Source organism: Bacillus spongiae (genome assembly GCF_037120725.1).
GTDB lineage: Bacteria > Bacillota > Bacilli > Bacillales > Bacillaceae_K > Bacillus_CI > Bacillus_CI spongiae.
In genome coordinates this window covers 24153-38630 of record NZ_JBBAXC010000025.1, presented here as the reverse complement: position 1 = coordinate 38630, position 14478 = coordinate 24153, and the positions used below count along the sequence as shown (strand labels likewise).

Here is a 14478-nt window from a genome sequence, read left to right as displayed (position 1 = left end):
AATCCCATTGGTCCTTCTAGATATTCTTTAACAATGGTTAATTTTAAATCGTCACTATATTTTGCCATACAAAAACACCCCAAAAATTAGTTTTTAACTCTAACTTTTGGGGTGCAGAACCATGAGTGGTTTTTTATTTCGTTAAGCTATAGGGTGTAGCATTTAATCTATTTAAAATTTCACATAAATTAAAAAACTTACATTTTTACGTATTAAAGGTATAATTTAGGGAGTGTTTTTGTTGTGAATGACCGATTTACTTTACTGGAGGGGTTCTGAATGAAAAGATTTATTTATGTTTTTTTTCTTCTATTCGTAATGGTGCTATCGGCATGTTCGAATGATGAAGGAAAAGAAAGTGAAAAAAAAGAGGAAGATCAAAAAGTTGATGTAGATAAAGGTCTTTTAAATGTAGAGGTTACGCTACCGTCTACTATGTTTGAAGGAGAAGACATTGATGAGGTAATGGCTGATGCAAAAGAAGAGGGAGTCAGTGAAGTAACAAAAAATGATGATGGTTCCATTACATTTAAAATGACGAAGTCTAAACATAAAGAAATGATGGAAGATATAAAGGGAGAAGTTACTCAAACCGTCACTGATACTAAAAACAGTGAGGATTATGTATCGATTAAAGATATTACGTATAATGATAGTTTTTCAGAATTTACAATGGTTGTAGATAAAGCTTCCTATGAAAACAGTATGGATGGGTTTGCGGTATTTGGCCTAGGTATATCAGGAATGATGTATCAATTGTTTGCCGGGGTTGATTCAGATAAAACAAAGGTAACGATTACGGTAAAAGATGAAGCTACGGATGAAGTAATAAATGAAATGATTTATCCTGACGATATGGAATAACCGGAAAATTAACGAGTAAATCTAGTTATCTAATAGAGATAAGTGGATTTATTAAAATGAGTGGTAATTTATAAAAAGATAATCTTTTGCAATGAAGTTTGATTAAAAATCCTGTTGAAATATTAGCAGGATTTTTTTATTCAGAAAGAGGTCAATGTTTTGCTCCTTTGTATAATGATTAGTAAAGTCGCTTCTTTTATTTAGGTCAATTATTTTGTTTATTTCATGGAGTACTAAAGCGAGCAACCCTAATTGAAATAAACTAATTTTCTATAACAATATTCAACTTCAATATATTAAGATAATTATAGTTATAATGAAATAAGAATAAAAGAAGTCAAAATACTAATAGTGTGGTGGAAAAGTTGATTAAATTGTTTATATGGATATGGGTAGGATTTACTTTACCTATTAGTTTATCTATTATTTTTACGGTACTTAAGCCAATTGTAATTAATGATACTACTGGTGTTAGTATGTTAGCCATTATTATTATAGTAGGGCTTGTAGATACATATTTAGGAGTAAAGGTATTCGAAAAGCAAATCCAGCCGAGGTTAGAAAAAAGAAAGAAAAAAGCTATTTTCCTTAACCATCCAGCTAATTAAGGGAAAGCGGAAGCTTCCTATTGTTGTTTGGTATCGTAAACATGACTACCACTATATACCATTATATTTTGAATTATTTATGGGAGTGTAAACTTTGTTTCTTTTTCGAATAATGATATATTCTTTGGTTATCGGAACCATACTCTTTTTTACAACAGCCATTTTACCAGAGACTAAACCATTCAAATCAATGAGCATTGAAATTCCAAAGTGGTCGTTTATGATCTTAACGTCAATTTTTATAATAAAAATTAAAGACAAATGGTGGATAAAAGCAATATCAGTATTATTTAGTCTCGTTGTATCAATTGCCCTAATTGTTATATTTATACCTTAAAATTATCGAATATTCTAAATGGGTTGTATTCAGGAGTATGGGGTGGGCTTTTTGTTTGAGATAAGGGAGAATATCTTGGAGATATTAGGATTAACAGTAAAAAAGAAGTTTACCTAGTAGACAGATTAATGAAATGGGGAAGGAATAGGCACAAATATGAAAAAATTTTCTACAGGAATTATTTTTAGTTTATTATTATTAACTGTTTTTTTATTATTAAGAAATGGAATCGCATTATGGCCTTCTTTTCTTTTGTCAGTCGTTTCCTCTGCCATTGTTTTTATTTTTTTTATCAAGAAAAAGAAACTTGTCAGAAAAGATATATCATTGATTTCTTTAGGTGCAGGAATTCTTTTTACCATTATCGTATCGATAGGTATTGTATTATTTCCATCCGGACAGGTAAGGGATTTAGGAGACATATTGATGCCATATATCAATGCTGTAATATTTGGATTTTGTACAACAGTTGTTTTTATACTTTTAGGCATAACTTTTAATAAATATTAAACTTATTTCCAAACAGGGAGCGGTGAATAGACTTTGTCATTTCACTCGTTTTTATAGAATTAATGGAATTCTTGTTAAGACACCTTTATTAAACTAGCAGAAAGGATTTAGGAGGCATAGTTAAGTCTTCTATAGGACTCAAAGGCCTTACTTTTCGTGCACAGAAACCGATGAATGGACTATAGGTGCAAGACTATATTTTGTATGGCCTAGTATTCAGCTATCAGGAAATTTAATGGAACAAACACTAAAAAAGGATCTCCCAGACGAAGATCCTTTTTTAGTGTATAGAGATTACAATATAAAAATTACTTTCAGTCTGTTGTTTTGTTAAAAGAACGATGTATCTTTATTTTTTTATAAACAATTGGGTCCAGTAGTGTCCATATGCGCCCCCTTTATTATAGCCCACTCCTATGTGAGTATAGGTTTGGCTTAATATGTTTTTACGGTGATTCTCACTTTTCATCCAATCCTGCACAACTTGAGTTGGTGAGGTTTGACCAGCAGCGATATTTTCTGCAGCTGCTTTGTAATGGACATTAAAGTTTTTTAACATGGTAAAGGGTGAACCATATGTAGGACTAGTATGTGAGAAATAACCCTTTGCACTCATGTCAGCTGATTTGTACCTTGCTACACGATCAAGTTGCCAGTCGCCTTTTAATGCAGGAAATCCATATTTGGCTCGCTCGATGTTTGTTAAGCGAAGAACTTCTGCTTCTTCCGATTTTGTTGCAGTAAAGGTTGGGATGGTAATCTTTTGCCCGGGATAAATTAAACTAGGATTTGAGATCTGTGGATTGGCTTCAATAATTTCTGATAATCCAATTTGATACTTTTTTGCTATGACCCAAAGGCTGTCTCCTTTCTGAACATAATAGGTATCTTCTGCAAAAGTTACCTTTGCTCTCACTAGACTAAAGGATAACGACAAAAAGATAACGGAAATAAATAAGAGAATGTTTTTCATATTTATAACATGCCATTTGGTTTATAAATCTATTCCTTAATGATTGTTTTGGTGAGAGGGAAGGAGGAAGAAAGAAATAAATAATGTTGATTAACGCGGTTGTAGTGCGATTGAAAGTAAACGTGTAAATAATCATATTCCTATTTTTTCTACATATAGTGAAGGGAGGAGGGGGAAGCATGCATCAAGTTCCTATGTTTGATTTAGACGCGTTAATGGATATTCGGAAGAAAGCAGACAGCATCTCTTATTATTGTTTGAGCAAGCGAAATGGGCATGACGTACATCAATTAAAAGCCGCCTTAGATCATATGAGTCGTGCTCTAAGTATGTTTGCCGAGTTAGAAATTCAGCGAATGAAAGATGAAAATATTAGTTATGATCCACAAAGCTATATTAAGGGAAGGTTGAACATCGCTGTTAAGTCTGTCACAATCGATGAGAACGATTCCTATTCAGCGTAAGGAGCAGCTAACTTTGTTAGGTGCTCGTTGTTATTTAAAAGGTGGTTCGTTTACGGCAAAGGCTTATGGACAGTAGGAAGAATAAGATCTTTTAAACTAGAAAAAACACACTAAGCCAAAGCCTAGTGTGTTTATACTATAGATCTTCTTTTTAAAATGGAACGGTAAATTACAAATCCGATGATAATGACAACCGCAACAGTCACGGTAACAATTGTGAAATTGTTTTCAATAAAGGGCCATGCTTGTTCTCCAAGCGTGATAATGAGTGCGGCTTCTAAGAAGAAGCGAATTCCTCTACCAAGCAGAGACCAAAAGAACAAAGTGGAAATCCTCATATTTGAAACACCGGAAAACACAGTAAAGACTTTATACGGTATCGGTGTGAAGCCAGCAATCAAAATCGATAATGATCCGTATTTCTCAAAGTATTCTTCCACTTTTACAATAACCTTTTCAGATACAAATCTTTGCAAAATTGGGCGACCTAATTTCTTTCCAATAAACCAACCGAGAATTGCACCAAAAGCAGAGGCGAGTGTCGTATATAAAGCGTATAACAAGGCACTATCAGGGTTAGCGAGTGCCAGTGGGATCAGCACTACATCTGGGATGATGGGGAAGAAAGAGGATTCAGTAAATGATACAAGAATCAATCCCCAGACCCCATAATCTAGTAACCATTCTTCTATTGCAGTTAATATGGAATGTAGCCATGCAGACATTGTTTAAGACTCCTTTTTCCGAATTCAAGTAATTAAAAGTATACCATTAATAGCAGTAAACGTCATATTTTGATGTCACGCTACTATTTCTCAGGAAATAGGTCGAATGCTGTAGTCTACATATTTTCAGGTGCTTTAATCCCGAGCAGTCTCAACCCTTCGGCTAGAACGGTAGTAAACGCTGATACGAGGGTCAAGCGATACGTAAGCTGAGCATCCTGTTCAAGGATCCGTACTTTCCCATAATATTTATTAAAGGATTGAGCGGTTTCAAATAAGTATTTAGCTAAATAATGAGGAGATTGAGAGGCTTGTGATTGGTGTATTATCTCTGGAAACGCATGTAATTTCTTTACTAAACCCCAACTTTCATCATCATCTAGCGCTAATATCGTTTCTGTTCCTGTTTCCCCTTTTCTTTGTAAAGAGCTTGCTCTTGCAAATGTATATTGTAAATAGGGGCCGGTATCTCCTTCGAAAGTCAGCATATCTTCCATTGAAAACTCGACCGAGTTTGTTCGTTCATTTTTTAAGTCGTGATAAATTAACGCTCCAACCCCAACCTGTTCAGCAATCTCATTTGCATTCGGTAGGTCTGGGTTTTTTTCAATCATATTTTTATGAGCAAGCTTTACCGCTTCATTTAGCATATCTTCTAGTAAAATAACATGTCCTTTTCTTGTAGACATTTTTTTGCCATTCTTTAAATAAAGACCAAAAGGGATATGGTGCATGTTACTTGCCCAAGTAAATCCGAGCTTGCTTAAGACGGCAAAGACTTGCTGAAAGTGGATACGTTGTTCTTGTCCAACGACGTAAAGTGCTTGTGAAAACGAGTAAGATCGAAAGCGGTCAAGAGCTGCCGCAAGGTCACGTGTTGCATAAAGTGTCGCACCATCTCTCTTTTGGATTAAGCATGGTGGGAGTGCTTCTTCTGTAAGTTTAACCACCATGGCACCGTCGGATTTAACAAGGATGTTCTCTTCCTCTAGCATTGTGATGACTTCATCCATTTTATCGTTGTAATAGGATTCCCCTCGATAAGAGTCGAAGGATATGCCAAGTCTAGTATATAGTTGTTGGAAGGCTTGTAGAGACTCCTTACGAAACCATCCCCATAGTTGAAGATACTCTTGATTTCCATCTTCTAAACTCTTAAATACCTCCCTTGCTTCGTCTTCTAATTCTGGAAATTGAGAAGCTTCAACATGAAATTTAGTGTAAAGAGAGAATAACTCATCGATTGGTTTCTTCTTTACCGTATTGCGGTCCCCCCATTTTTTATAAGCAACGACTAATTTCCCAAATTGCGTGCCCCAGTCACCAATATAGTTATTTTTCACAGTTTGATAACCACATTTTTCTGCAAGTAGACTTAAGGAATTTCCAATGACAGTTGAGCGTAGATGGCCCATTGAGAAGGGTTTGGCAATATTAGGAGAAGACATATCGAGTACAATGGTTTCCCCTTTTCCAATGGTAGAAGAGCCATAGTTCGACCCCTTCGATAAAATATTCAAAAGGATATCTGTGCTAAGAGTAGCTGGATTAAAGAAAAAATTGACGTAAGGTCCGATGTTCTCCACTTTCTTAAAATAAGGAGATCGAATGGCTTTTGCTAACGATTCAGCAATCGTGACAGGTGATGATTTCAAGTGGGCGGCCAATTGAAAACAAGGAAATGAAAAGTCACCATGATGAGCATACTTTGGTGTTTCAATTAGTGAGGTAATTTCTTGTTCGGAAACAGCTCTTGGAATATGAGGTTGAACACTTTCACTTATTATTTTTTTAAAATCCATTATGAATCCCTCCTAATAATAAAAAGCCCGCCTCTAAAATAAGAGGCGAGCTTTCGTCGCGGTACCACTCTTGTTCCCACTTACCGTGGGCACTTCAAAACGATAACGGTAGAACCGATCACTCTTACTATTTTCAGAATGATGTCTCTGGAGTGCGCTTCACTTTAAAGGTTCCATCAGGCTTCCACCACCCCTGACTCGCTTTAGGTTATCCTTAAAGCTACTCTCTCCTTCACGGACTTTATAATATTATGATTATTATACACAATTAGGAAATAGTTGCAAGCGTATTTTTATGTCATAGAAATAATCTCTCAGCCATTCTATTTATGTGTTAGGTCTATGAATATCCTTATGAATGATATACCAAAACACTCCAAGATAGGACCTTGAAGTGTTTCAACGTATTTTATTCATCATTTTCTGACGAGAACATATAGGTTCGGTGATAGTATTTCATACTAAAGACTAGACCGAGTGCAAGCATATTTCCCATTAATGAGCTTCCTCCGTAAGAAATATATGGGAGAGGGATTCCTGTAATAGGCAAAATTTGAACCGTCATTCCGATATTTTGAAATACGTGAAATGTGATCATGCTAATAATACCAGCAATAATGTAGACGTTGAATGGTTGTTTCGTTTCTAAGGCTACTTTTGTTAAATGATAAATAAGCAAGAAAAATAAACTAATTACGAGGCTTGCACCAATAAACCCATATTCTTCGCCAATGATACTAAATATAAAATCCGTGTGGCTTTCTGGGATGTAAACTTCCCGGTCTTGATAGCCTTTTCCAGAAATTTGTCCTGAACCTATCGCATTTAACGATTTGACAAGGTGAAACCCTTCTCGGTCCTGATAACTATAAGGGTCAAGCCAAGAGTAGATTCGACCAAATTGGTAGGATTGAACACCGAAATACTTCTCTAATATTTCTGGTTTCCAAATGGCGAGAGACAAAATACTACCTCCAACAACACTTAAAAAACTGAAGATGGGGACAATAATTTTCCATGAGATGCCTGAAACGAAAATAATGCCGGTAACGATGGCTATTAATACTAAGGATGTTCCTAAATCAGGCTGAAGCATAATTAAAGCAAGCGGCACAAGCGAGGTAATACAAATCTTCACGAGTAATAACATATCTGATTTTAGTGTTTTGTTATCATATACTATGTGATGGTTTGAGATGAGCCGGGCTAGTGCGACGATTAAAAAAATTTTCATAAACTCTGAAGGTTGGATCGTTCCAATTGCTGGGATTTGAAACCAGCTTTTTGCTCCATTTTTGACAGGAGCAATGCTTTCAGGAGCAACAATTAATAACAAGAGTAAAAAAATACCGATACCGTATAAATACCAAGCAAGTCGTTTATATTGATCGGGATCAAAAAAAAGTGCGGCACCTATAATTCCAAAGCCGACTACATACCAAAAGCCTTGACGTAGTACAAAATTAACAGCATATTGATCGGTTGTTTGGGCGCTTGAAATGCTCATTGCACTAGCAGCAAAAAATAAGAGGATGATGAGCAGTAATCCCCAGTCAAATTTATCAGAAAAACGATGGCGATTGTCTTCCATCTATATCACCTGTTCTATATATATTTCTATGCAGTCAAAAAGCACTGTATCTATATAATCTAACAAAGAAAGAACTGTGAAACAATGAAGATATTTGGAAGAAAAGTGAAAGCCCTCCTTTTTTTTGTGGAAGAAAGCTTATTTTGCTCTTTTGACCTCTACGTAAGAAATATGATGTCCTTCCATTTCCAACGCTTGAAACTCATAGCCATCCTCTTTAATAACGTCACTAGGTTGCAAGTCGTATTTCTGGGTAAGCATCCAGCCACCGATGGTATCAACGTCCTCAGCTAGTAAGTCTAAGTGTAATAATTCATTGACTTCTGAAATTAACAGCTTAGCATCGAGAACGTAATGTTGATTCCCTTTCTTTTGAATAAGGGGAATTTCATCAGCATCGAACTCATCCCGAATTTCGCCTACAATTTCTTCAAGAATATCCTCCACTGTAACTAAACCGGCAGTTCCACCATATTCGTCCATTAAAATGGCCATATGCATTCTTTCTTTTTGCATTTTAAGTAGCAGGTCATGAATGGGAATAGTCTCAATGACTGTGATAATGGGTTTAATATAATGGGACAATAAATGTGGCTTCTCTCCCTGCTGCTGTATGCTGTCGGTTAATACTTCTTTAATATTAATGACGCCAATAATATGGTCTTTTCCTCCTTCAGAAATTGGGTAGCGTGTGAACTTTTCAATACTGGCTGTTTTTAAAATGTTCGCAACAATCGTGTCCTTTTCAAAGCTGACCATTTCTGTTCGAGGAACCATAATTTCTTTTGCCACACGGTTGTCAAATTCAAAAATCCTATTAACATATTTATATTCTGATGAATTAATTTCCCCTGATTTATAGCTCTCGGAAAGAATGATTCTTAACTCTTCTTCTGAATGCGCCATTTCGTGCTCAGAGGCAAGATTAAAGCCCAATAGACTTGTAATAAAGCGGGCAGAACCATTTAAAGCCCATATAAAAGGGTACATTATCTTATAAAAAACGATAAGTGGTTTTGATAATGCTAAGGAAACCGCTTCTGCTTTTTGAATGGCAATTGTCTTTGGTGCTAATTCACCGATGACAACATGCAAAAACGTAATTAAACTAAACGCAATGATAAAAGAGAAAGCCTCCGCCATAGAAGGATTAATCTCAAAGTGCTCGAATACAGGGACAAGGATATCTTCAACAGTGGGTTCCCCTAGCCACCCTAGACCAAGGGCGGTAATGGTAATCCCAAGTTGTGAAGCAGAGAGATATCCATCAAGATTAGATATGACTTTTTTGGCTGATATAGCCTGTTTACTACCTTGATCAATTAACTGATCAATTTTAGATGAACGAACTTTTACAATAGCGAATTCAGAAGCCACAAAGAAGGCAGTTAAGGCAATGAGTAATACGACGAGAAATAAGTTTATCCAGATCAATGAGCAGTTCTACCTAAGTAGAACCAACACCTCCTATAAAAAAATACTTTCCTCTATTTTTATGAACCCTTTTATATCAGTACTTTATTTTCATTATTGTTTGCTTTCCATACGCCCCTTATTCCTATAGATAACAGTCAAATGAAATATCAGGAATTGCATTAAAAGGCATATAATGTGCGAGTCTATAGAGGTGATGATAAACTTTCTGTAGGCGTATTTCGTTCTCTTATATTATTCACGATTTGTTTAGGTGATTTTGGGAGAATTTGATAGAATAGAATGGACGAAAGGTGGAAGAAGAGGTGAAAGTGAACGAAGTGATTTCAGACTTTCTTTACATACATACAAAATCAGCAGAAAACTATGCCCTGTCATGTGGAATTAGCTTTCAAGAGTTTGCTACTGTTTTTTCCGAGGAGTTACAACATCTTTTATTGCTCCAACATCCTGTAGATTTTCCCTCGTTTCATTTTCCAACCCGTTTTGATTATGTTCAAAAAGAAGACTTAGCATCTTTAGTCACGGATATAAAAGAAAATAGTGATTTTTCTTGGGTCGACTTTGGAGATCTAGCAGGGTTAGACGAGCTAACTGGTGAGGAGATTGGACAATTATTATATTTTGCCCATATGAAAAAACCGCTGTATTCCCCACTATTTAATCGGCTTAACAACCACTTTGCGTACCTTTCTTATAATGAAGGGTTAACGACACAAACGTATTATCGTGATTTTAATCAATTTTATTCCATGCTGTCTACTGTGATTGTGAATAAATTGGTTATGCATAAAAAAGAAAAGAAGTTATTTTCCAAAAAAACGATGAAGGTTGCTCCGATTCCCACTGAAATTCTTAAGCATTTAGAGGAAAAACTGAATGAAGGAGTAGCCTTTTCCCTTGTGAAATCGGTAATCAGTAGAGGGAAAGTACAGGTCCCCTTTTGGATTATGGGAGACTATCAAGATTTAAATGAAATGAAAGAAGATTTTGGAGAAAAATCAAGGCGAAATGCCTCCGGAATGCTAATGTACGATCGTCGTGAAAAAGAATGGCAGTTGTACTTTAGTTAAATGATAGGTGATGGAAACCCCTCTATTTTATTAGAGGGGTTTTAAATAATCGAAGAAGAAGGACTTATTTGAAAAAATTCATCTTCCCTTCATAATCCACAATTGCTTGTTGATAGATTATTCTTCCTGTGATTAAGAAAGATTTAAGATTTAAGTAAAAGAAATGTAAGCTAGACGACAGAAGAAGGTTAGAAAGATTATGTAAAGTATGAGTATAAACATGAGAGGAAGTTGTTAAATGAAAAAAAATTGGCTTTGGAGCGTAGTCTTTATTTTTTTGTTAGCTGCGTGCTCGTCAGAGAGTATTGAGAGTAATATATCGAATCAAACTTGGGATGAAATTGAAAGTGCTGGAAAAGAAACAAAGGTTCGTATGTTTATGTGGGGCGGTGATGAAGGAATAAACCGATATATGGATGAATATGTCGCGCCTCTTCTTAAAGAGAACTACCAAATTGAGTTTGAACGTATACCAATGGATACACCCGAAATTCTTCAAAAGCTCTCAACTGAAAAAGAAGCTGGAAAAGAAAAAGGAACGATAGATCTTATTTGGGTGAATGGTGAAAATTTTAAAAATGCAAAAGTAAATGATCTATTGGCTGGTCCATTTGTAGAGAAGCTACCGAATTTCACGGATTATTATGATGTCGACAGCTCGGCCTTTCAGTATGATTTCGGAACAAAAACAGAAGGGTTTGAGGCACCATGGGGGAAAGTACAGTACGTATTTTTATACGATAGCGCTCTTGTATCAAAACCACCCTCAACATTTCAAGAGTTAACCGAATGGATAAAAGATCACCCAGGGAAATTTACGTATCCAGATGCAAATGATTTTACCGGGAATGCTTTCTTACGACATGTTCTCTATGCGTCAGCAGGGGGATATCAGGAATTATTAGAAAACGGATATTCAGCGGAATTAGCAGATGAAAAGAGCCAAACTATGTGGTCAACATTAAAGGATCTTACTCCTCATTTATGGAGACAAGGAGAAACGTACCCTAATTCTCTAACAGAGCTTGACCGCTTATATAGTCAAGGTGAGGTGTGGATGACGATGGGCTATAATGAAGCGCGAGCAGAACGGCTAATAGCGGATAAGGTCTTTCCAGAGACTACGAAATCCTTTGTACTCGAGGATGTAGGTTCCATCGGTAATACGCATTTTTTAGCCATTCCATTTAATAGCCCAAATAAGGCAGGTGCGATGGTTGCGATAAACTTCCTGTTATCACCAGAAGCACAATTAACAAAGCTTAGCGAACAGTATTGGGGAGAAAGCACCCCTATCGCACTAGATAAATTACAGTCGGATAATCAAACAGCATTTGAAGAGGTAAACCGTGGAAATTCAGTGCTTACGAAAGAGGTACTCGACGAAAGCTTCGTTCCAGAAATTGACGCAGGTTATGTCGAGTGGATAAAGGAGAAGTGGTTTGATGAAGTGGTGGAAAGGCAGTAATCGTTTACTGCTCCCAGCTTTTATATTTTTATTCTTTATTGCAGGGTATGGTTTTTGGCAGGCATTTTATCGCAGTGTTCATGGAAAACAAGGGATTACGTTTGAGTATTATCAAGTGATCCTTGCTAGTAATGAGTTTATCGAATCACTTGTCTATAGTGTAACCATTACACTGATTTCGACTTTAGTATCTATTATAATCGGCCTTCTTATTACTAGGAGCTTTGCTCCTTATCTCTTTCAAACGTGGGGGAAGTTGTTGATGTGGCTTCCGATGCTGTTCCCTCATTTTGTAGGAGGGTATTTAATTATCTTGTTTTTTAGTCAAAGTGGCTTGCTGTCACATGGTGCCTTCTTATTAGGCTGGATTGATGAACGAAGTCAATTTCCTATTCTTGTTCATGAGAGTAGAGGAATTGGGATTATTTTGACTTACATTTGGAAAGAAGTACCTTTTGTAGTATTAATGCTTCTCCCTGTATATGGCATGCTTAATCCACAGTATCGCGAGGAAGTGCAACTATTAGGGGGCGGGAAAATTGAAATGTTCCGGATGGCGGAATGGCCTTGGGTGCAGCCTGTACTATTAGAAATTGGACTTATTCTATTCTCCTTTATACTAACAGCATTTGAGGTACCGTTTCTCTTAGGTGTGACGTATCCAAAGATGGTGTCAGTGCTAGCGTATGATTGGTTTTATAGCGGTCAGTGGAATGATCGTCCCCTTGCTTTTGCGACCTTAACATTATTGACAGTAATGACAGGATTAATTGCTTTTATCTTAATTCGTATTATTCAACGAAAACGCTGGCTCGTTGCCCATGGGAAAAGACGGTGAATTAACATGAGAAAAATATTATTTGTTTCGATTGTCAGCTTTTTTTGCCTTATTCCGCTTGTTGCTTTAGTTCTAAAAAGTGTCACATCCGCCTTTAAATGGGGGAATTCATCACCATTATCCTTTCACCTTAGCGGATGGAAAGTGTTGATAAATGACTCAACTATTCTCCATGCCATGTTGATTTCATTATGTATAGCCTCTCTTGTGACAACTCTAAATCTTGTGATTGGGATTTCAGCAGGAAGAGCGCTCGCTTTTTATTCTTTTAAAGGAAAGTCGGTTATTGAAACCTTCTTATTGTTACCACTTTTTCTACCGACCTTGGCGGCAGCAATGGGGTTGCATATTTCGATGATTCGGTTAGGGCTTGCGGATAACTGGGTTGGGGTCAGCCTTGTTCATCTCATTCCTACAGTCCCTTATGCTATTAAGATTTTCACTTCTGCATATGAAAGACTCGGTCAGAGAATGATTGATGAAGCATATTTGTTAGGTGGAAATGCATTGCATGTGTTTAAATCTGTCGAAATTCCTAGCATGATTCAGAGTATACGAAGTGCCGTTTTTTTAACATTTGTCATTAGTTTAAGTCAGTATGTATTAACAGCTATTATCGGAGGTGGAAATGTGATTACGCTATCAATTATTTTTTACCCTTTTACTCAAAGTGCAAATGATACATTGATGGCAGCATTTTCATTAGTTTTTGCCATACTGCCATTAATCGGGATAGTTGTTTTTGAAATTCTTATCAGACTGGTTTTCCGCATTCCAATTCGTTTAAGGAGTAGTGTAACATGACAGCATATGTCCAGCTGCAGGACGTTACGAAAGTATTTCGATATAAAACAATCCTGCAACAAATATCTATAACGATACAAAAAGGAGAAATATTGGCGCTTGTTGGCCCTTCTGGTACAGGGAAAAGTACTTTATTACGTTGTATAACAGGGCTTGAATCCTTTGATTCTGGTCGGGTATTCCTTGACGGTAAGGAAGTGCATAAACAAAAGCCTCAGAAACGTGAAATGGGAATGGTCTTCCAGCAAGCTCTTCTTTTCCCTCATTTGACCGTCATCGAAAACGTCATGTACGGCTTGCGATTAAAGATAAATAAACAGAAAGCGAAAAAGGAGGCCCGCTATTTTTTAGAGAAAGTAGGTCTGGTAGATTTTGTTAATCATTATCCGAATGAATTGTCTGGTGGGCAGCAACAACGTGTAGCACTAGCTCGTTCCCTTATTTTGAAACCGAAGCTTTTACTATTAGATGAGCCTTTCTCTTCCCTTGATCCAGATCTTCGCCTTTCGATGAGGGACTGGGTTCATCAATTATTAAAAGCAGAGGATGTAACCGCCATATTTGTTACTCATGACTTGGAAGAAGCGATGGTGATGGGGGACCGCATAGGCATTTTACATGAAGGACGACTTCAACAAATGGGTTCATCTAAGGAACTTTATGAGCAGCCCAAAAATCCATTTGTGGCAACCTTCTTTAGCGAAAAATGGGTCATCAATGAGCAGCAGTATGTGAATTTGCCGAATGTATATTTAACAAAACAGCCAAAAGAAGGTAGCGCGATAGTGGAGCTAGGTGAAGCAGTCGTAAAAGGCTACTCCATTCAACAAGGTCAAGAAATTATTCATTTAGATTGTAAAAATAGCTATAAAGCTCATGTGTCTTTAGTAAATCCATTAAATGAAAGAGTTAATTTATATACAACATTATATATGTATACCAATCAGCGAGATGTTCAGTTATTTAATCAGAAAGAGGAGGGGTAAG

General features: G+C 36.5%; 14 protein-coding genes and 1 other annotated feature. Of the genes, 8 read left to right on the top strand and 6 right to left on the bottom strand.

Annotated elements, in window-relative coordinates:
• The first annotated feature begins 279 nt into the window (after positions 1 to 279).
• A complete protein-coding gene (locus WAK64_RS20485; RefSeq protein ID WP_336588852.1) occupies positions 280 to 864 on the top strand; it encodes a hypothetical protein in 585 nt (194 codons plus the stop codon).
• Positions 865 to 1229: 365 nt separating this feature from the next.
• Entirely contained in the window at positions 1230 to 1472 is a 243-nt protein-coding gene (locus WAK64_RS20480; protein WP_336588851.1) for a hypothetical protein, read from the top strand.
• Between the two features lie 462 nt (positions 1473 to 1934).
• Here the strand turns inward: WAK64_RS20480 and WAK64_RS20475 are convergent, their stop codons facing one another.
• Positions 1935 to 2300: a hypothetical protein gene (locus tag WAK64_RS20475; RefSeq protein ID WP_336588850.1), complete on the bottom strand. Its 366-nt coding sequence runs from the start codon at positions 2298 to 2300 to the stop codon at positions 1935 to 1937.
• A gap of 368 nt (positions 2301 to 2668) precedes the next feature.
• Positions 2669 to 3292 (bottom strand): SafA/ExsA family spore coat assembly protein, encoded by a 624-nt coding sequence (gene safA, locus WAK64_RS20470; RefSeq protein ID WP_336588849.1) that lies wholly within the window; start codon positions 3290 to 3292, stop codon positions 2669 to 2671.
• Positions 3293 to 3471: 179 nt separating this feature from the next.
• Here safA and WAK64_RS20465 point away from each other — a divergent pair, with 179 nt between their 5' ends.
• Complete coding sequence (locus WAK64_RS20465) at positions 3472 to 3756, top strand: hypothetical protein (protein WP_336588848.1); 285 nt, start codon at positions 3472 to 3474, stop codon at positions 3754 to 3756.
• A 131-nt stretch (positions 3757 to 3887) separates the two neighbouring features.
• Here the strand turns inward: WAK64_RS20465 and WAK64_RS20460 are convergent, their stop codons facing one another.
• The 4 genes from WAK64_RS20460 to WAK64_RS20445 form a co-directional block, all read right to left on the bottom strand.
• Positions 3888 to 4481 carry a YqaA family protein gene (locus WAK64_RS20460; RefSeq protein ID WP_336588847.1) on the bottom strand — a complete coding sequence of 198 codons (594 nt, stop codon included), beginning with the start codon at positions 4479 to 4481 and terminating at the stop codon, positions 3888 to 3890.
• A 116-nt stretch (positions 4482 to 4597) separates the two neighbouring features.
• Positions 4598 to 6283 (bottom strand): arginine--tRNA ligase, encoded by a 1686-nt coding sequence (gene argS, locus WAK64_RS20455; protein ID WP_336588846.1) that lies wholly within the window; start codon positions 6281 to 6283, stop codon positions 4598 to 4600.
• A gap of 38 nt (positions 6284 to 6321) precedes the next feature.
• Positions 6322 to 6528: a binding site (T-box leader), on the bottom strand.
• 164 nt (positions 6529 to 6692) lie between these two features.
• Positions 6693 to 7874, bottom strand: a complete 1182-nt coding sequence (locus WAK64_RS20450; protein WP_336588845.1) for an FtsW/RodA/SpoVE family cell cycle protein — start codon at positions 7872 to 7874, stop codon at positions 6693 to 6695.
• Between the two features lie 138 nt (positions 7875 to 8012).
• Positions 8013 to 9308, bottom strand: a complete 1296-nt coding sequence (locus tag WAK64_RS20445; protein ID WP_336588844.1) for a hemolysin family protein — start codon at positions 9306 to 9308, stop codon at positions 8013 to 8015.
• A 305-nt stretch (positions 9309 to 9613) separates the two neighbouring features.
• Here WAK64_RS20445 and WAK64_RS20440 point away from each other — a divergent pair, with 305 nt between their 5' ends.
• The 5 genes from WAK64_RS20440 (at position 9614) to WAK64_RS20420 (ending at position 14477) form a co-directional block, all read left to right on the top strand.
• Positions 9614 to 10381, top strand: coding sequence for a hypothetical protein (locus WAK64_RS20440; protein ID WP_336588843.1), 768 nt, complete (start codon positions 9614 to 9616; stop codon positions 10379 to 10381).
• A gap of 238 nt (positions 10382 to 10619) precedes the next feature.
• The gene (locus tag WAK64_RS20435) at positions 10620 to 11849 is read left to right on the top strand and encodes an ABC transporter substrate-binding protein (RefSeq protein ID WP_336588842.1); all 1230 of its coding nucleotides are present in this window, start codon (positions 10620 to 10622) and stop codon (positions 11847 to 11849) included.
• Positions 11827 to 12687: an ABC transporter permease family protein gene (locus WAK64_RS20430; protein ID WP_336588841.1), complete on the top strand. Its 861-nt coding sequence runs from the start codon at positions 11827 to 11829 to the stop codon at positions 12685 to 12687. The genes WAK64_RS20435 and WAK64_RS20430 overlap by 23 nt, the downstream gene beginning before the upstream one ends.
• Before the next feature lie 6 nt (positions 12688 to 12693).
• Complete coding sequence (locus WAK64_RS20425; RefSeq protein WP_336588840.1) at positions 12694 to 13491, top strand: ABC transporter permease; 798 nt, start codon at positions 12694 to 12696, stop codon at positions 13489 to 13491.
• On the top strand, positions 13488 to 14477 hold the full coding sequence (locus WAK64_RS20420; RefSeq protein ID WP_336588839.1) for an ABC transporter ATP-binding protein: 990 nt from the start codon (positions 13488 to 13490) through the stop codon (positions 14475 to 14477). Before WAK64_RS20425 ends, WAK64_RS20420 begins: the two co-directional genes overlap by 4 nt.
• Position 14478 lies beyond the last annotated feature (1 nt).